The sequence below is a fragment of the Gordonia sp. IEGM753 genome, assembly GCF_050321825.1.
GTDB lineage: Bacteria > Pseudomonadota > Gammaproteobacteria > Pseudomonadales > Pseudomonadaceae > Aquipseudomonas.
In genome coordinates this window covers 196,298-212,225 of sequence record NZ_JBNQGB010000005.1, presented here as the reverse complement: position 1 = coordinate 212,225, position 15,928 = coordinate 196,298, and the positions used below count along the sequence as shown (strand labels likewise).

Sequence of the window (15,928 nt, the reverse complement as noted above, 5' to 3'; positions counted from 1 at the left end):
TGTGAGGGTATGAAAATGTGCGGACGACTTTCCCAATACCGAGGCATCCACGACTTTGTTGCCGCGCTGAGCTTACCTGGTGCGCTGGTCAACAACACAGGCGACCAGCCATTCGAGCGCTATAACGCCGCGCCTTCGACGCAACTCGCTCTATTCCACTTGGAAGAAAACGTATTGCACGCTGACATGGTGCGCTGGGGATGGCGACCGCACTGGGCCAAAGACCGCGCAGCACCAATCAATGCTCGAGTAGAGAAAGTCGCACACGGTCCATTCTTCCGTGCAATCTGGCCGCACAGAGCAATCATCGCCATCGACAACTGGTTTGAATGGGTGGATGAAGGAGGCCCGAAAAAGCAGCCCTACCTTATTCGTCGGAAAGACGGGGCGCCGATCCTGTGCGCAGCTATCGGCCAGTATCCAAATGCTGAGCATGAACCGAGCGAGCACGATGGGTTTGTGATCATCACCGCCGATAGCGCGGGAGGCATGGTGGACATTCATGATCGACGCCCGGTGACTTTGTCGCCAGAGTTAGCTAGAGAATGGCTCGACCCTGCGACACCCAAAGAGCGTGCGGAACAGATAGTGCTGCTTCAGGGTGAGCCGACCGATGCATTTGAATGGTTCCAGGTCGACCGCGCCGTGGGCAACGTGCGCAATAAAGGACCCGAATTAATCGAGCCGACAAGCGAGATTACAGGCGGGGACCACGCAGGTAACGGCTAATGAATCCATTACCTTCACTGCGACATCCAATACATCACCGACACTACGACGATCACCCAGGTAAGGGTCAGCAAGAACGAGAGTCCGGCGAGTTGCTTATTCATTGAGTGATATCAATCTGATGACTACAGATGATGAATTATCAGCAAACAACGGACAACGATAGCTCAAAGCCATCAGCGACTTATTTCTCGCACATATGCCTGACACGCCTTCAACGCAATCAATCCTCGGTCGCCGTCTCCCGTGATGGCGATAATTCGTTGAGCATGCGCTGGGTCAAGTTGGGCTCTACGGGCTGCATGAACCACGCCGACGGTGCCGGGGGTGGCAGGCACGTCGCAGCCACTGGCTGAATCTGTGGCGTCGAGAAGGACTGACAGCCGGAGTTCAGCAGTAGCAAGGCTGTCACGCACACGATCCTGTTTCTTTTGAGCATCGCTCAGTTCCTTGTGGTGGGCTTGGTCACTGATCGACAGGCGCTGCTCGAGCACAAGGCGTTTGTCTTGATCGGCTCGCATCTGAGCAGCCGCTGCATTGCTGATTGAGGCCAGGTCGGACTTGTGCAAGCTGGCCTGTTGCGCGAGTTGCTCTCCGTATCGCCAGCCCTGAACCTTCCACGTTCCAGCGGCAATGATCAGTACCAGGGCGAATACACCGAGCAACTTCCACGGTACCGGCATCACGTCAGCGCCCTCCGCACGCCTTCGGCCAATATCGAATACGGATAGGCATAGCCGGCGTTCTCGTGATGGATAATGGCTTTGACAAAACCCAGCATCACAGCCGGTATTGCCAGATCAATCTCGGCACCTGGCTTAGTGCCGGTATTGGCTTCGACAGCTCGCACGTAAGCGGCGGTGTCGTTCTCTACCGAGGGCGCCCAGCGGCTGATGATCGCCTTCACGGTCTTCAGCCCGTGTTTGCGCTGGTATGTCAGCAGCACCTTGCCCAAGGCACGAATGCCGTTTTCCGGTACATCGAATCTGGCGAAACGCTTTTCGATAGCCGGGTCTGGTTTGAGCTGGCCCTGCCACTGGTTGGCCGGACTGTAGTCAATGTTTCCGGGGTTACGATTGCGAACCCCGCGAGTTTCAGTTGCAGGCATCACTTTTCTCCAGGCAAAAAAATACCCGCGCGATGGCGGGCCGACAGGTGCAGATGTTTCGTTAGGACGGGCGGACAGGACGATGAGCGATGTCAGGGAATGATTCGGCCCCTTCCTTCCAGTTGCTGACCAGGCCTCGATACTTCAGCCATTGCTTGCGTGTGCCTGGCAGCAGGTCGGTCGGAGTCTCGTCGGCATCATCTTCTTCGATAGCTTGTAATTGGCGTTCTATAACTGCCAATTCAATTGCACGCCAGAAAACCTGATCTTCTGGTGCGGGAATCCATGTCCCGTCCGGAGCTGCGACAAAATCGGAACCACCTTCACCTGGACGCGGGCCGATCATCTCTATCCAGTCTTGCGGGCACTCGCCACCGAACTGTTGAAAGCTGTCGCCTACTTTTGCATAAACGCCACTCATCCCTTAACCCTCCAAACACGAACCCTGCAAGGAGCAGGATTGATGATTACCGAGCCGTATGGTGTACCAGAGTACTGTCCGGCATTCTTCAAAGCGGTCAGCCCTGTCTGCACAACTATCGTGTCATTGAGCATCGACGCTTTCACACCATTGACTTGGAAGCCTCCATTGTCAGCGATGTAGTAACTAAACCATCCTGTTTCCACCCAATTACCACCATCTAGTATTTCTGCAATGCAAAATACCGGTTTTCCCGGAAATGGATTCGCAGTGACATATCTAGAATTTAGCGCGACGTTAGCTGGCGAAGCTTGTATGCCGCCATTTGGGTAAATAATGGTGTAAGCAGCATCTGAATCTGCCATCGCGCCCAGCGCGCCGAGCGCCGCAGCAGCAGTCTTTGCGCCAGTACCTCCTTGGGCAATCGATAGCGCCGTCGTCAGCCCGGAGAGTGACGTGATATCGCTGTTAGCGCCCTTCGCTGCCTTGTTGGCCGTGTTCTGCTCAGATATTGCTGCGGCGTTTTTCGACGCGAGCGCTGCAGCGGCCGAGTCTGAAGCATTTGTTGCCGACGTACCGGCTGCGTTTTTTGATCCCAGGGCAGCGGAGGCTGAATTATTAGCGTTCGTCGCGGATGTACCGGCTGCGTTTTTTGACTCAAGTGCAGATGCTGCCGACTGGCTCGCATTGCTTTCGGAAGTTGCGGCTGCGTTCTTCGAGGCCGTGGCCGCTGCTGCAGAATCAGCCGCCTCCTGGACGCTATCTTCAAGCCCATCAATCGAATCAGCGATCTGATTAGACGCCTGCCGCAGTGCATCGGCGGTGTCCTTCACGTAACCCTGAATCGGTATAAGCGCGAAGGGGCCAGCTGCGATTGTTGGGCCTTTGTACGGTGTAGAAATTGCAAAGGCAGTATCGCTGGCGATGTTCGCTACCTCATACATCTCACCATCAGGCCCGACAAAGGCATCGCCTACGCGCCCATTGAGAATAAACGCGGTGCCTGTACCGATAACTGCATTCGAATTTTGGGCGACAGAAACCGTTCCCGATTTGTACCAGGACATGGATCACTTCCTTTTCTGAGTTCGATTAAACGGCGATTTTTGCGAAGACTGCCGGCAGAAAGAAGGCCGTCGGGTTCGAGGCCGCAACGGTGATTGCGTAAAGCTTTCCGTTTGGAAAGTCCCACCAGCAATACAGATTGCGTGGTATAGCGCTGCCGGCCGTCATATTCATACCGAAGCTGTTGAGCAACATGTATTCGTTCTGCGGGAAGTCGAATGGCACGCTGTAATAGATCCGCGTTAACCCCTGCTGATCTTGATCGTAAGTTACGTAATTCCAATTCTGAAAAGCGCGGGTGAAAGTAGCGGCCGACGTCCCGGAGTCAAATAGCAACTTCCCGCCACCATCCCACAACCGCATGCCGTAGGTGGCCGCCGGCTGAGCACCGAACGCTGCAACGAAGTAGCGACCGTTGGGCTGTGCAGTTAGGGAGTTGTAAGCCCTGACGTAAAATCCTACCCAGTTTCCCGCCGATCCGATCAGCCGCATCCGACAAAGCCCGGCCACTGCACCCACCGTGTCCGGACGGACAAATACCAACGGCGGCTCTTGCGACGTGACCGGTCGCGCAAAATAGGTCGTAGACCCCAAGCCTGATTCCTCCGTGGGAGCGAAGCGCCCCGAAGCAATCACCATCAACCGCGCAAACTCAGAATCAAGGGTGACCACGTTACTGTTGTTAGTGAACTGCACTCCGTAGCTCATCAGCTCCACCTCATGACGATCAGGCGCATGGTTCCGGATGACGTCTGGCTGGCCGCATACGTACGCGTGTGGTTGTAAACCCTCACAACCCCATTAAGCATCTCGGTTTCAAATTGCATTTCGCTGTCGCTGTAAACGCCGACTGGCACAACAAGCGCTGTGCCGTTGCCCGGCCCTACTCCAGGTACCGAAAAGTCCTGACTCCCCTTGCTTGCTTTGGGTGGAAAGGTTACCAACGTAGACAAGGCCACCCGAATGGTGAAGGAGTTCTCGTCGACCTGAAGCGCCCCATCGGCGCCCCATATCCTCATTCCGTAACTCATGCGGCCAAGTTCCCCCATTGGTAGCGTTTAACGCCGTTCTCATCGAAAACCTTGCCACCGTTGTTGTTGATGGTTTGGCGCGCTCCACCCCCCAGCGGACTGTTAAGTTCGAAGTTTCCAGCCTTGTCTATGCGCCATCCCTGAACACCTGAAATGAAGTTATCGGACTGAATGTAAGATCCGATTTTAGCGTTGACGATTGACCCGTCTTTGACGAACAGCGAGTTGATAAATACCTGGCCGCCCTCGACCGCAAACGGTACCGAGATTGCACCACCGGCGATGGTATTAACGACCGCGAACCGATCCGCACTCACCAGGAACTGACTTTGCAATCCGGCCCCGGTGTCCTCGATGCCGAGGCCAATGCCGGCGGCGACGTACTTGCCATCGGCCGTCAGCTGCATCTTCACCGACCACATAGTCGACAACTTGCCCTCGGTGTTCGCGTAAGCAGTTGCGGTCTCTTCGATTGCGGCAGTATTTTCACCAACCGTTGCCGTCAGCTGAGTGAATTTGGTGACAGTTGCTTCCTTATCAGTAGCCACCGTCTGCTCGAGCTCGATCAGGTTTGCCGAGTTGTCACCCACTTCGGCATTCAGCTCGGTTAAGCGCTGGGTCATTGCCTTGTTCTGCGATGTCCTGACCTTCACTTCCTGAGCAAAGCTGGTGGTAGCGTTCCACCCGCGAAGAGCATCGAGAGCATCACCTTCGCCGTCGTCATCCCGGTAGGCAGAACGAAGCGCTTGCAGGCTCGAGGCTTGCGCGGTCACCACTCCATCCAGCTCAGTGATGTTTTGGGTGTTGATGGTCACCTGCTGAACCATGCCGTTTGCCGTTTCGAGCAAATCACCCACGTCATTCCAGTAAGCAACGTTGGGTGGCGGCGTGTTGAGCGGCACCTCTTGGTCGGCCTGGTAGATGTGGCCGTCCTCAACGATCAACTGACCCCGGGTGTAAACCTGCTCCGGGTCGTACCCCTTCAATCCGTCGAGTGAATCGATTTGATCCTGAAGACCCGGGATTTTGTCGATCTCGTCCTGCAGATCCTTCCCCAGTTCGGTTTTAGTGATCTTTCCGGCCAGCGCCGCTAGGTACGCCGAGACGTCATTCGATGTCTGTGCCGGGACGTAAAGGAAATCACTTTTGCCATAGGCATTCGACGAGCGAACGAAGTAGTAATAATTCGTCCAGAAGCCCAAGCCCGTGTGGGTGAAGGACAGTCCCTGCCCGAGGTACGACGCGTCAGCAGCGGTTGCTGTCGGTTGCGTACTGAAGAAGTACTCATAGGTGCCGCCGTTCAAACCATTTTGCGCGTTGCCTGGGATCAACACGATGTTGTCAATCGAGGACTGCACCACGCACGACTCAGGGATTGGCGGCCCATTGATGCTGACCGATATTGTCGCCTCACCGGATCGCGCCATTGGCCCCACTGCCGCCACGCTCATGGTGTAGTTGCCAGAGGGCAGCCCATTGATTGCGCACTCAGTCGAGGTGGCTGGGACGTTGTGCGATTGAATCGCGGTGGTCCCCTGCCGGACGATAAGCACGTATTCCTTCACGATGCCGGCAGGCGGCTGCCAGGACAAAACGCCCTGCGTCACTTCAGCCGTGGTGTCTTGCGTCCACGTGAGATTGGTTGGTGAGCCCAGGCCGCCCGCTGGCAGGTTTATGAATCCAATCGGGTTGTAGGGCTGGCCAACAGCATCGCTGAAGATGGCTTGCTCATACTGCGCCACGGAGACACTGCAACCGTCCTTGTTGCCCATCGACCAGTTGGTGACGATGAACTCGCCCGAGATATTCAGCGATGGCAAGTTGACCCGAATGACGCGCCCCGGCCGGCAGTTGTAGCCGGAGAGGTTCATCGGGATGTTGATGGTCCCGCCACCACGCCGACGGCGAAGTTCGATGTTGGCCAGCCGCTGAGCCTGATACGGATCGGTGACGTAGGAGAAGGTCAGCGTTTCAGCGGCTTCCCCTCCATCCTCGACAACCCATTCGTCGATGCGCACCTCGGGATAGTCCGTTTCGGTCCAAGACTGGGATGGATCGATAAAGGTGCCTCGGACGGTGTTGATTGCCGCATCATTGGTCGGCTCGGTGCTGCCGGTAATCGTGCCGACAACCATGTCCTCGTTGACTTCGAAATCATACGGACCGTAATACGCGCCCGCTTGAAGCATCCAGCGGCCGCCCACACGGATAAGCTTGCCGGCGCAGGCAGCTTCGAGCTTCTGCAGCACACCCGTGCGCTGTTCGTCCGCACCAATCACGCAAGCTGTTCTATAGCGCTGACTGACGGAGCTGTCGGCATTGGTCACGCCTTCGTCGCACACGTTGGCCGCACTGGCGAAAGTATCGAAAACGATCTCGTCGTCCGGGACGCCGCAACGATTTCGCAAATACCACAGCATGTGCAGCGCAGTGTTTGCGGAATAGCCGAAAGTGCCAGAGCGCGGGTCGTAAATATCGTTTCGCCCACGAACAACAAAGCGGGTGTCGGGAATGCCGGATGGGAACTTCTCAGCGCTGTACCGCAGCGATACCCGAACAAAGGAAAGGCCGCGCCCAATCTGGCTGTCTTTCCATCCAGCGCAGTTTGCCAAGAGGAACGCATTCACCTGGGTTGGATTGACGATCAATTCATAACTGGCAAATGCGCCGAACGAAGCGATGTCTTCCTCGCCGAGGTAGATGTTTTCCAAGGCATCAATCGGGCCTTCGCTCAGCACATAGACCATGTGCAGCCACTCGCCCTCGCCCTGCGCCCCAGACTGTTCTTGCGCCCACACCAGCACGCCACCGGTAGCCACGTGGCCGAGGATGAAACGGACAGGCGCCTTGGACGATCTGACGGTTTGAGCTGAAGGCTCGTTGTCACGCAGCGGGGATTTGGTGTTGAGCTTTTCCTGCTGCTCGGCGGCATAGAATGCCAATGCTGCGCCGGCGACCGCGCCCCACGGACCGCCTTGTGCGAAACCAACGACAGCACCAACAACAACCTGGGCGAGTTTCTTTACACCAGAACTCATTGTTCAACTCTCCATGCCGCCAGCGGTTCGCACTCAACCCGGACAACGCCGTCATCAGTCGTGGACCAGTAATCGCCAGCCCAGAACACGGCCATGCTTCGGCCGCGAGGGGCGTCGTACAGCACCACGTCACCGCGCTGGACGTATGGCAGGGCAATCCGTGAGAAGCAGGCGTCCCACGCAGCTTCAAGACTTCCGTGCTGTTTCTTCAGCTGACGCTTGGCACCGCTTTCGGTTTTGTATTTGCCGCGGTAATTCGCCGCCGGATCGACACCGCAAACAGCGGCCGAGCAGTCCGCCGCGAACAGACAGCAGTCAAATTTTCCCCACGAAAAAGGCCGCCCTTGGGCAGCCTTGATCACGTCATGCAGACGTGTGGTCCAGTCTCGATGTCGCATGGCGATTACTCGTAGGTGAATGTCGGAGCGTCTTTTGTGGAGCCCCAATAGATGGGCCACTCTGACATTTGGGCGATTGCATAGAAGAAGCGATCACCCTGGTAGCGGGCGCGGTGGTTTTCGTCCGTGAAGCGCTCGGTCCCGGTACGGCTCCACTCGGCCATGCGGTCTACGACAGGCACGGTGATGCTGTTGCCTTCCTCTCCGTTGCCGGCAAAAGAAAAACTGGCCGCGTCCATGCGCCCAGAGAAGAGAATGTCCGCCGCGTAGTTGCCGTCCTCGTCAAACACCACGAACATGACCTTCGCCAGCCGACCTCGACATCCTCGGACGTTCGTTTCGGAAAGGATGTAGGAATCCAGCCCGCTTAACGTCAGATCGACCGACATAGGTGAGCCCGAGTTGTCGCTTTCCTGCGACTGGCTTACCTCGCCGAAATTGCCCACGCCGTCATAGGTAATGCCGCTGATCACAAGCTGGCCAGTGCCGGTGTGTGCAAAGACCATCCCGTCGACAAAGTCGAGCTGCACGGCATACACAGGCATGAACTTGCCGGTGGCGATGATGTTCACCACGCTCTGACTAAAAGGAAATGCAGACGGCATCAGAAGGCCTCTCGGAACTGGAAACTGCCATTAGCCACGACGGGCTGAATCGTCAGTTGGTTGGTGTCATCGACGCGGCGCATTTCGGAATAAGGGTTCTGGTACTCAACCGCGGTGTTCGCGACCAGCGCCCGCCGAATGCGCTTGTTGACGAACACCTGAACACGGCCGGCAGCCGTTGATGTAGCGTCGTCGACAATTTCGAACATCTCGCCTTGGATGCTGATGTAGTCGCCTTGGAAAAACACTTTGGTGCTCGGCGTCACGCCACCCAGCGTCATGTTGGTGGCTTGGGCATTGCCGGTGACCACCACCGGCAAACCGATATCATCACGCCGAGTACGGGTCATGGCCGGCATATTGAACGTGCCGAACATTCCTTGAAGGCGCCCCAGAAACGAACTCAGCACCCGCTGATCCTCTTCAAACAACACGCCGAAGTTCAACGTGCACAACCAGTAGGCACCCGGATAACCAATAATTTGCTGCGAGTTGGAAAGCGTCGACGTGAAAGCACGGTTGTTGTAAACCATGCCCCACGTCATATCGGTAGGCTCCAACGTATCGGGCCAGGCAAGAGCCATGCGTAACTCCTAGAGCCGTTACCGGCGAGCAATCAATTGTCGGACGGGACCGTTTTGTTTGAGGTCTTTGAGCACCAACTGATAGCCACCCTCAGCACCGCGGCGAGCGGCATCCTGGATCTTTGCCAGCGTGGCATCGTCAGCATTCCCCTGGACGCTGATGTACTGGGTGACGCCGCCGACCGAGACTGGTGCTGCGGCAGACGCAGAGTTTGAGTCGCCATCAGAGCCGCCCACCATGCGCACGCCGAGCGATCCATCGGCGGCCCGGGTTAGCGGCATGATCGCCTCCGGCCCGGCCTCCGCGAAGATTCCCGCCCCCTTGGCGAAGGCAAAGGTTTGTGGAGTGTTGTAAACCCCGCCGGAGTAAGACGACAGGCTGGCCGAGCTGTAAACACCGCCTTTGGCATTTGGGACCATTGCGCCTTCGCTGAAGCCGGTCATGGTTCCGCTACCCGCTGCGCTTGCACCGCCGCCAGCGAACGCACTGAAGGCGCTACTGAGGAATCCAGCCGCTGCTTGTCTGACCTGGATGCGGATCAGATCCTCGATGATCGAATCAGCCATGTCCTTGAAGGACAGCTTGCCCGTTTTCACGAAGTTCACGATGCCGTCCTCCAGACCACTGAAAGCGCTGGTGAACAGTTCCTTGGTTTGGCCAGCGACATCAGCCGCCTGGTCAACGTAGTCCTGCAGCGCGTCAGAAGCACCGTTGGCCCAATTGGATTGGGCGGCATCGACCTTGCTGAAGTAACTCTGCTGGGACGCAAGGCGCTTACCAAGCTCATCCTGCAAAACTTTCGTTTCGCTGGCATAGAGCTCAGGCGAAATTTGCGCCGTATTGAGCTGCTCATTGAGGCTGGCCAAGTCGGCGGCATACTTCTGGCGAAGAGCCAAATCAGCGCGCATCCGATCACGCGCCTTATCACCCATGCCGATGCCGGCCAACTCCTGATCAAATCCATCTTGAGTGGTTTGCGTGCCCGTCGCCTGCGCATTCTTAAAGGCCGTCAGCTTCAGATCGTCTTCGTTGGCCTTTTTGATTTTATTCAACGCATCCAGCTCGGCGGCCATGCCCATCAGCTTTTTCTTTTGCGCCTCACTCAGCTTGCCGAGCTTGCCCTCCTGCAGCTCGAAGGAAAGCTTCATTACCTCTGTGGCGTCTTTCTGTTTATCACCAGTGGTATTGATCAGCTCGATCTGGCGTTTGTAACCTTCCTCGGTGGTCTCGAAGTTCTTGAGTTGCTTCTTCGCCGACGTCTCTGTCTCGCTGGCATTCTTTTTGGCAGCCTTGGCCGCTGCGTCGTCGGAAGCTTTTTGCGCATCCTTTGCAGCAGCGGTCGAACGGATCGCTACAATCATCCCTTCGGTAAGGTCTTTATTTTCAGCAATGAACCTGTTCGCAGCTTCCAGGCTTGTTTTGTCCTGAGCCGCGCCCAGTTGTTTCTGCAATTGCTCGAGGTACTTCTGACCTACCTGATCCGCCGCGGCGATTGCGGCATTGTTCTTGTTTCGCGCAGCGGTGTTAGCATCGGTTTCGCCGGTCAGTTTAGAAATAATCTCGCGATGCTGGTCAAGCTGTGAACTCAGATCAGTAACCGGAACCTGGCTTTTGTCGATGGCCAACGCCATTGACTCGGTAACGCCCGGCACAAGTCGCAATTGATCGGTGACCGCCTTCCAGTCGACCGTGATGCCTGATGCTTGGTCCTTTGAGGCCTGCCGAACCAGATCAAGGGCCTTTTGCGCCTGCTCTGGCAAAGGTGTCAGTCCAGCCATCAGGCCGTCAGCACCAGCGGCACCCATGCCTCTGAGGTCGCTTTCGAACTTATCGGCGATAGCCCCAGACATCTGCCCGAGCTTGCCTTGCATGTCCTCGACTGCTGATTTCAGTTCGCCGAGGGTCACCGATTGCGTGGCGCGGTTGAGCTCGCCAAATCGCTTGATCAGCTTTTCAATTGGATCACTAAGGTCTCCAAGTTTTTGCTCGAGAAACCCGGTGTTGTCCCTTAGCGTCAAAAAAGCCGTAGCCGCTCCAACTGCCAGCAGTGCAATGCCCGCAGGGCCACCTAAGATACCAAGCAGGCTAGTTCCAGCGCGCGTCACGCCAAGCTGCGCAGCAGTGACAGCGCTGGTCGCACGCGCTTCAAGCATTCTCGCCTCGGCGAGTTGAAGCGACATTTGAGTCTGAACAGCCGTACCTCTAGCGGCGATGGCTTCTTTCTCTGCCAAAAAGATCGTTGTCTGCGCTTTCCGTTGTTCGGCCTGGGCAGCCAGCAACACGGACGCCGCTTGTTCTTTGCGAGCAATAGAATCTTGAACCGCAGACTTCACTGCAATAGCAGCAGACGCGGCAGCGCTTCTCGCGTACCCCGCCAGTGCCCCTACCGCAACCAAGCCGACGACGTTGGCCAAAACTTCAAAGTGGTCGCTGATGCCGCCAATGCCCTTGGCTAAAATGCCGGTAAAGTCTGCGGTCTCATTTAGCTTGCCAATATACTGGGTGAACGCATTTGTCAGATTCTGGACGGCATCACGCACAGCCACGCTCATGCTATCGGCGAGTACGCCATTTGCCTGGGCGGACTTTTGCAGCCCCTCCGTCAAAGTATCAAGGCTGAGTTTGCCTTGTGCCCCAAGGCTTCTGATTTCCTCCGCTGTCTTACCCGTCGACTTAGCAATGGTGTCTACGACAGTAGGCATGGCTGCTAAAATTGATTGCCAGCCATCGGCTTCAACTTTTCCAGTTTGCAGTGCCTTGGAGTAAGCATCTATTGCTGAGCTGGCTTTGTCAGCAGAGGCCGAGTTAGTTACCAACAGGAAGCTGAAGCTGTCCATCACGTCGAGCGCTTGGCCGGTGTTGTAGCCCATAGACTTCAGGCTGTCCGCCGTTCGAATGTAAAGCTCTTGGGCCTCACTCAATGGGCGGTATGTGCGCTTCGCGGTTTCCAGCAGGCGCTGTTGCACCTGGTCATATTCATTGACACTGCTGGTAGCCATTCCAATCCGGTCGGACATCTGACCGTAGGAGTCCGCAGCCTCGATTATTTTTCCTATTGAGGCGACACCGATTGCAGCGCCCAATGCAGTTTTGATAAGGCCGGCGGCGCTCTGCGCACTTTCACCAGCACGTTCAAAAGCCTCATCGATACGGCCCAGGCTCTTATCAATTTTGCCTGACGCTTGGGCGACGGTGGAATCCGCACGGGACATTTCTTGACGCAACTGGGCGGTGGTCGCCTCGATCCGGACCAGCATTCCCTGAACGTCTGTATCAGCCATTGCTTTCTCCGGGCATAAAAAAACCCGCCAAAGCGGGATTTTTGGAAACTAAGTGGTTACTCAATAATTAACTGAGTCGCTCGCCACAATTTGTTGGCTCGGTCGTATGACATCTTTGCTGTATAGCTATTTCTGATTGGCGCACCAAATGCATTTTGGGCGTCAACATACGCCGATACATCAAATGAGCAGTCAGGTATAGCTCTAACACTTACACCTTTGTCTACGACAGTTGGGAAGCTAGCGCTGTTCGGGGCTTTCAATCGCTGCTTAACAAAGTTTTGAGACATGACGAATGCCATAGTTGTATCGCCGCAATCATTGGCGGCCTGCTCTTGTTCGCGCTGAGGGCTTGAATTCCAATTGAAGTACCAAACCCACACCATGACGACAGCAATCGCAGCAACCGACAAAGCTATCCTAATATTTGTCTCGGAGCCTCTTTTGCTTGCCATAACCATACAAGCGACACAGGCAACAAAAATTATTGCCCCCGTCAATAACAGCATGAGAAAGGCCACATCAACTTCCTTATTGTGAATTGAGAAGCGATTGTACACGCCACTCAATCATTTCTGCCGCCCCGTCAGCGCTTGACGCAACTTGGCGGCAACGGTCGAAGGTTTTGGCTTTTCTTTCGGTACGGCAGGTTTACTACCGAAAGGATTGGTCATCTGCACCCACTCAATTCGAGCATCCATTGCCAGGAATAACTCGGGGAGAGGTATTCGCCAAGCGAGCTCAGGCGACCAACCAAGCCAGCCAGTGGCCACTGCGTAAAGCCGGTCAACGTAACTACCATCCTCGACAGCACTTACGCCTTCGCCGGCTGATCCTTTCCCGGTTGCGAGCCCCGTGGATTATAAAGTGCCACCAGGTACGCGTTTAGCCGAGTGGCGACCTCAAGCACGCCCTCCTGCCAAACCTGCTCAGGTATGGGTGCTGCATCTTTGCCGCTCAGCCCGGCACCACCAGCAATGATCACCGCGCAGCCCTCGACACTCAGCGAACTGATTGCCTGCGAGGCGCCGCGTAGCCCGCCGAAGTGGGCTTCAATTGCGCGCACGGCACCGAGCGTTGGCATCAAAGTGTAGGTTTCGTCGCCCAGCTTGATATCGACGGTACCGAAAAGGGTCTTGCTCATGTGTCGAATCCTTGAGATTCGGGGCCGAGGCCCCGAAGGTTAGGCGGCAGCCGGGAGGATTTCCAGAATGTCGGAGTTGATACCGATGGTGACGTTACGACGAACCACGTTATCAGCGGCGCCGGCGGCCACAGTGTTGTTCATAACCTTGCCGCGCAGATAGAACGTGGTTGGCAACAGTGCGGGGGTTGCATCGGGATCGCCGTCATTCAAGGTGATCTTGATGTTGTAGTCACCTTTGCTGCGATCCTTATGAGCGACCTTCAGCTTTGCCTGGCCCAAATCGCCGTTGTCCAGGCCGACGGTGACGGTCAGGTCGCCCGCGTCAGCGGTGCCTTTGTACTTGCGAACACGACCATCGCGCAGGGACGTGAAAGTCACCGAGCTGAAGGTGTCGCCAAACTCGCCAAGGTCTTCGACTTCGCCAAGTTCGACATAAGTGTCAGCCTTGTAGAGCGCTTCAGTATCGGCGCCGTTCTTGCTGCCGATAGAGATTCGGCAGCCGGCGGCTGTGTTGAGGTTGTCATCGGCCATGGGGGTTCCTCCAAAGGCGCATTGGATAAAGCCGCTGGGCGGCCGGGTGTTGGGTTTAGTGGGTGGTGATGACGCGGACCGTGATCGATCCCTGATACGTGACGCCGTCAGCGTCGCGCTGGGCATCAGCTTGCTCGACTCGGACTGATACAGCGCGGCCTACGGAAAGCGGTAGCCGACGCTCGTCCAAAGCAGCGACAACCTCACCGTTGATACGCTTCACTTCTGCCTGGCCGTGGGCATCAGACCAGACCGAAAGGTAGATCAGACGCTGTTCACGCTTGCGGCCGGCGATGGGTGAAATGTTGGTCGATATCTCGCGATCAAACGACACATACGGCATGTCGGTATCCATGGGAGCACCGTCGTAAACGGGACAGGAAAGCTCGGCAGTTAGCCGCGCGAATAGCGCTTCCTGCAATGCAACGGATGGGTCAGCCATTGGAAAGCCCCTTGCTTGCTTTGCTCAGCGTTCGACCTATGGCGGCCTTGATATTGGCCACGACATACTCCCTGTTCACGTCTTTCGCTGGGCGAAGCCAAGGGTGAGCAGGACGAGCCGGAATATCCGGGTACTTGCCGAAGAAATTGGTGCCGTCACTTTTGTTCGTCGGGCGCCGGTTTCGGTTGTCTGATCGCTTCCCGCCCGTATAGCCCTTGGTGCCGTATTCAACGAACTTGAGATAGAAGAATCTGCTGTTGTCCTTTTTGCCGCGAATACCGATCTGTGCATCCAATCCGCTGTCGGATACAAAAACCTTAAGCGCCGCAGCGGCTGCGCCCGTGTCCTTGGGAATCAACTCGCGCATTGTCGAAAGGATGAGGTTTGCCGAATCCAGCATGACCGGCGCCAACTCGTTGTCCATAGTGGCGTGGATATTTCGAAGCGTCTTCCGTAACTTGAAGTCGCCAGACATGCGTGAACGCCGCACGGCCATGGTCTATTCCTTGGCCTTGGCTGGCTTGTCTGCAGCAGCCGCTGTTTCAACGACAACCGTCGCCAAACCGCGCTCAACGAGAGACGCGCCCAGCTTGGCATCAACCGTAAACTCTTCACCTTTTTCCCGGTCGCCAGTGGCGCCGGACAGCATGCCCAAGGCAACAACTTTCATATTTCACCTCTACGGGTTGGGAACGTTTGAACACAGTAACCGGAGCATGTCCCGTTCATTATTGGGCAGAGCAGCTTCGATCAAGTAGGTGGTGCTAACGCCTTTTACGGTGTGCACTAGTCGGTTTCCAGCCACGGCATCAACCCTCGGGCGAATGCGTATTTCGGCAGTAACAAGGGCCTTCAGTTGCTCAGCAACGGGAGAGATTCGCCCTGTCGGGATGGTGATTTCAACCCAGAGCTTTCCGAGATTCGACCATGTGGTGTCAAAGCCACCAGTGGTGTTTTTTACTCGTTCAGGCTTCTGCATCATGCAGCGGTGACGCATCGAGCCGGCTCTCATCAGTAGCGCTTCCTGTACATGAGCAACCGCTCGACAGCCAGCGGCACTACGGTTGAGATGGTGCCCAGCGCCACGCCTTCGCGGTTCGCGTACCAATGACCGACCAGCAGAAGGATGGCCTGTTCAACGTCCGGCGTGAGCCCCATCTGCGCAGGCTCAACCGGCGCTGTTTCGACCAGCTCTCTGTCGCAGTGCATGGACACATGGGACTTGGCCGCCTCGAAGTAGCCGGTGATGAGCGAATTTTCCTCATCGTCATCTACCTTAAGGTGGCTCTTCACGCGTGCCAGGTCGAGCATTTACTTGTTCTCTTTCGGTTTGGTTTGCTTGTTGGTGGAGGCCTCAACCAGCCCCTTGCCTATAAGCGCATGAGCCAGTTCTTCGTCCTCGACGTCGATAATGGTTCCAGCCGAGACACGGCCGTTTGGTGTTTTGAGCTTTTCAGGATCGCCTTCGAAGCCCCAAAGTACTTTCAATTCCATGGTGTTCTCCAAGTCAATTGCGGGGCTCGACAGTCCCCGCGCAGGTGATGTTG

The 15,928-nt window shown here is 56.2% G+C and carries 20 protein-coding genes; 1 reads left to right on the top strand and 19 read right to left on the bottom strand.

Going from position 1 to position 15,928, the window contains the following annotated elements; translation table 11 throughout:
• The first annotated feature begins 9 nt into the window (after positions 1-9).
• On the top strand, positions 10-729 hold the full coding sequence (locus ACQR3R_RS23325) for an SOS response-associated peptidase family protein (RefSeq protein ID WP_428275790.1): 720 nt from the start codon (positions 10-12) through the stop codon (positions 727-729).
• Positions 730-905: 176 nt separating this feature from the next.
• On the opposite strand, the gene ACQR3R_RS23320 is transcribed toward ACQR3R_RS23325, so the two are convergent.
• From ACQR3R_RS23320 to ACQR3R_RS23230, 19 genes are all read right to left on the bottom strand, one after another.
• Positions 906-1,412 (bottom strand): hypothetical protein, encoded by a 507-nt coding sequence (locus tag ACQR3R_RS23320; protein ID WP_428275788.1) that lies wholly within the window; start codon positions 1,410-1,412, stop codon positions 906-908.
• Positions 1,412-1,837 carry a hypothetical protein gene (locus ACQR3R_RS23315; RefSeq protein ID WP_428275786.1) on the bottom strand — a complete coding sequence of 142 codons (426 nt, stop codon included), beginning with the start codon at positions 1,835-1,837 and terminating at the stop codon, positions 1,412-1,414. The genes ACQR3R_RS23320 and ACQR3R_RS23315 overlap by 1 nt, the downstream gene beginning before the upstream one ends.
• Positions 1,838-1,898: 61 nt before the next feature.
• The gene (locus ACQR3R_RS23310) at positions 1,899-2,258 is read right to left on the bottom strand and encodes a hypothetical protein (RefSeq protein ID WP_428275784.1); all 360 of its coding nucleotides are present in this window, start codon (positions 2,256-2,258) and stop codon (positions 1,899-1,901) included.
• Positions 2,255-3,325: a hypothetical protein gene (locus tag ACQR3R_RS23305; RefSeq protein ID WP_428275782.1), complete on the bottom strand. Its 1,071-nt coding sequence runs from the start codon at positions 3,323-3,325 to the stop codon at positions 2,255-2,257. Before ACQR3R_RS23305 ends, ACQR3R_RS23310 begins: the two co-directional genes overlap by 4 nt.
• A gap of 25 nt (positions 3,326-3,350) precedes the next feature.
• Entirely contained in the window at positions 3,351-4,031 is a 681-nt protein-coding gene (locus ACQR3R_RS23300; RefSeq protein WP_428275780.1) for a hypothetical protein, read from the bottom strand.
• Between the two features lie 319 nt (positions 4,032-4,350).
• Positions 4,351-7,392 (bottom strand): phage tail tip fiber protein, encoded by a 3,042-nt coding sequence (locus tag ACQR3R_RS23295; RefSeq protein WP_428275778.1) that lies wholly within the window; start codon positions 7,390-7,392, stop codon positions 4,351-4,353.
• On the bottom strand, positions 7,389-7,790 hold the full coding sequence (locus ACQR3R_RS23290; RefSeq protein WP_428275776.1) for a DUF6950 family protein: 402 nt from the start codon (positions 7,788-7,790) through the stop codon (positions 7,389-7,391). The genes ACQR3R_RS23295 and ACQR3R_RS23290 overlap by 4 nt, the downstream gene beginning before the upstream one ends.
• Positions 7,791-7,795: 5 nt before the next feature.
• Entirely contained in the window at positions 7,796-8,395 is a 600-nt protein-coding gene (locus tag ACQR3R_RS23285) for a hypothetical protein (protein ID WP_428275774.1), read from the bottom strand.
• Positions 8,395-8,979 carry a hypothetical protein gene (locus tag ACQR3R_RS23280; RefSeq protein WP_428275772.1) on the bottom strand — a complete coding sequence of 195 codons (585 nt, stop codon included), beginning with the start codon at positions 8,977-8,979 and terminating at the stop codon, positions 8,395-8,397. Before ACQR3R_RS23280 ends, ACQR3R_RS23285 begins: the two co-directional genes overlap by 1 nt.
• Positions 8,980-8,997: 18 nt before the next feature.
• Entirely contained in the window at positions 8,998-12,261 is a 3,264-nt protein-coding gene (locus ACQR3R_RS23275) for a phage tail tape measure protein (protein WP_428275770.1), read from the bottom strand.
• 56 nt (positions 12,262-12,317) lie between these two features.
• Positions 12,318-12,821, bottom strand: coding sequence for a hypothetical protein (locus tag ACQR3R_RS23270; protein WP_428275768.1), 504 nt, complete (start codon positions 12,819-12,821; stop codon positions 12,318-12,320).
• 254 nt (positions 12,822-13,075) lie between these two features.
• Complete coding sequence (locus tag ACQR3R_RS23265) at positions 13,076-13,405, bottom strand: hypothetical protein (RefSeq protein ID WP_428275766.1); 330 nt, start codon at positions 13,403-13,405, stop codon at positions 13,076-13,078.
• A 39-nt stretch (positions 13,406-13,444) separates the two neighbouring features.
• Positions 13,445-13,939 carry a hypothetical protein gene (locus ACQR3R_RS23260; protein WP_428275764.1) on the bottom strand — a complete coding sequence of 165 codons (495 nt, stop codon included), beginning with the start codon at positions 13,937-13,939 and terminating at the stop codon, positions 13,445-13,447.
• A gap of 55 nt (positions 13,940-13,994) precedes the next feature.
• Positions 13,995-14,381, bottom strand: a complete 387-nt coding sequence (locus tag ACQR3R_RS23255; protein ID WP_428275762.1) for a tail completion protein gp17 — start codon at positions 14,379-14,381, stop codon at positions 13,995-13,997.
• On the bottom strand, positions 14,374-14,877 hold the full coding sequence (locus tag ACQR3R_RS23250) for an HK97-gp10 family putative phage morphogenesis protein (RefSeq protein WP_428275760.1): 504 nt from the start codon (positions 14,875-14,877) through the stop codon (positions 14,374-14,376). Before ACQR3R_RS23250 ends, ACQR3R_RS23255 begins: the two co-directional genes overlap by 8 nt.
• A 3-nt stretch (positions 14,878-14,880) precedes the next feature.
• Complete coding sequence (locus ACQR3R_RS23245) at positions 14,881-15,051, bottom strand: hypothetical protein (protein ID WP_428275758.1); 171 nt, start codon at positions 15,049-15,051, stop codon at positions 14,881-14,883.
• A gap of 9 nt (positions 15,052-15,060) precedes the next feature.
• Positions 15,061-15,393: a phage head completion protein gene (locus ACQR3R_RS23240; protein ID WP_428275756.1), complete on the bottom strand. Its 333-nt coding sequence runs from the start codon at positions 15,391-15,393 to the stop codon at positions 15,061-15,063.
• Positions 15,393-15,692, bottom strand: a complete 300-nt coding sequence (locus ACQR3R_RS23235; protein WP_428275754.1) for a head-tail connector protein — start codon at positions 15,690-15,692, stop codon at positions 15,393-15,395. The genes ACQR3R_RS23240 and ACQR3R_RS23235 overlap by 1 nt, the downstream gene beginning before the upstream one ends.
• A complete protein-coding gene (locus ACQR3R_RS23230; RefSeq protein ID WP_428275752.1) occupies positions 15,693-15,875 on the bottom strand; it encodes a hypothetical protein in 183 nt (60 codons plus the stop codon).
• Positions 15,876-15,928: the final 53 nt, after the last annotated feature.

Excerpts from the sequence above, each read along its gene's own strand:
- ACQR3R_RS23320 (WP_428275788.1), bottom strand. The coding sequence starts at position 1,412 with ATGCCGGTACCGTGGAAGTTGCTCGGTGTATTCGCCCTGGTACTGATC.
- ACQR3R_RS23280 (WP_428275772.1), bottom strand. The coding sequence starts at position 8,979 with ATGGCTCTTGCCTGGCCCGATACGTTGGAGCCTACCGATATGACGTGG.
- ACQR3R_RS23285 (WP_428275774.1), bottom strand. The coding sequence starts at position 8,395 with ATGCCGTCTGCATTTCCTTTTAGTCAGAGCGTGGTGAACATCATCGCC.
- ACQR3R_RS23250 (WP_428275760.1), bottom strand. The coding sequence starts at position 14,877 with ATGGCCGTGCGGCGTTCACGCATGTCTGGCGACTTCAAGTTACGGAAG.
- ACQR3R_RS23235 (WP_428275754.1), bottom strand. The coding sequence starts at position 15,692 with ATGCTCGACCTGGCACGCGTGAAGAGCCACCTTAAGGTAGATGACGAT.
- ACQR3R_RS23245 (WP_428275758.1), bottom strand. The coding sequence starts at position 15,051 with ATGAAAGTTGTTGCCTTGGGCATGCTGTCCGGCGCCACTGGCGACCGG.
- ACQR3R_RS23290 (WP_428275776.1), bottom strand. The coding sequence starts at position 7,790 with ATGCGACATCGAGACTGGACCACACGTCTGCATGACGTGATCAAGGCT.
- ACQR3R_RS23230 (WP_428275752.1), bottom strand. The coding sequence starts at position 15,875 with ATGGAATTGAAAGTACTTTGGGGCTTCGAAGGCGATCCTGAAAAGCTC.
- ACQR3R_RS23265 (WP_428275766.1), bottom strand. The coding sequence starts at position 13,405 with ATGAGCAAGACCCTTTTCGGTACCGTCGATATCAAGCTGGGCGACGAA.
- ACQR3R_RS23240 (WP_428275756.1), bottom strand. The coding sequence starts at position 15,393 with ATGAGAGCCGGCTCGATGCGTCACCGCTGCATGATGCAGAAGCCTGAA.
- ACQR3R_RS23305 (WP_428275782.1), bottom strand. The coding sequence starts at position 3,325 with ATGTCCTGGTACAAATCGGGAACGGTTTCTGTCGCCCAAAATTCGAAT.
- ACQR3R_RS23260 (WP_428275764.1), bottom strand. The coding sequence starts at position 13,939 with ATGGCCGATGACAACCTCAACACAGCCGCCGGCTGCCGAATCTCTATC.
- ACQR3R_RS23295 (WP_428275778.1), bottom strand. The coding sequence starts at position 7,392 with ATGAGTTCTGGTGTAAAGAAACTCGCCCAGGTTGTTGTTGGTGCTGTC.
- ACQR3R_RS23310 (WP_428275784.1), bottom strand. The coding sequence starts at position 2,258 with ATGAGTGGCGTTTATGCAAAAGTAGGCGACAGCTTTCAACAGTTCGGT.
- ACQR3R_RS23300 (WP_428275780.1), bottom strand. The coding sequence starts at position 4,031 with ATGAGCTACGGAGTGCAGTTCACTAACAACAGTAACGTGGTCACCCTT.
- ACQR3R_RS23255 (WP_428275762.1), bottom strand. The coding sequence starts at position 14,381 with ATGGCTGACCCATCCGTTGCATTGCAGGAAGCGCTATTCGCGCGGCTA.
- ACQR3R_RS23325 (WP_428275790.1), top strand. The coding sequence starts at position 10 with ATGAAAATGTGCGGACGACTTTCCCAATACCGAGGCATCCACGACTTT.
- ACQR3R_RS23315 (WP_428275786.1), bottom strand. The coding sequence starts at position 1,837 with ATGCCTGCAACTGAAACTCGCGGGGTTCGCAATCGTAACCCCGGAAAC.
- ACQR3R_RS23275 (WP_428275770.1), bottom strand. The coding sequence starts at position 12,261 with ATGGCTGATACAGACGTTCAGGGAATGCTGGTCCGGATCGAGGCGACC.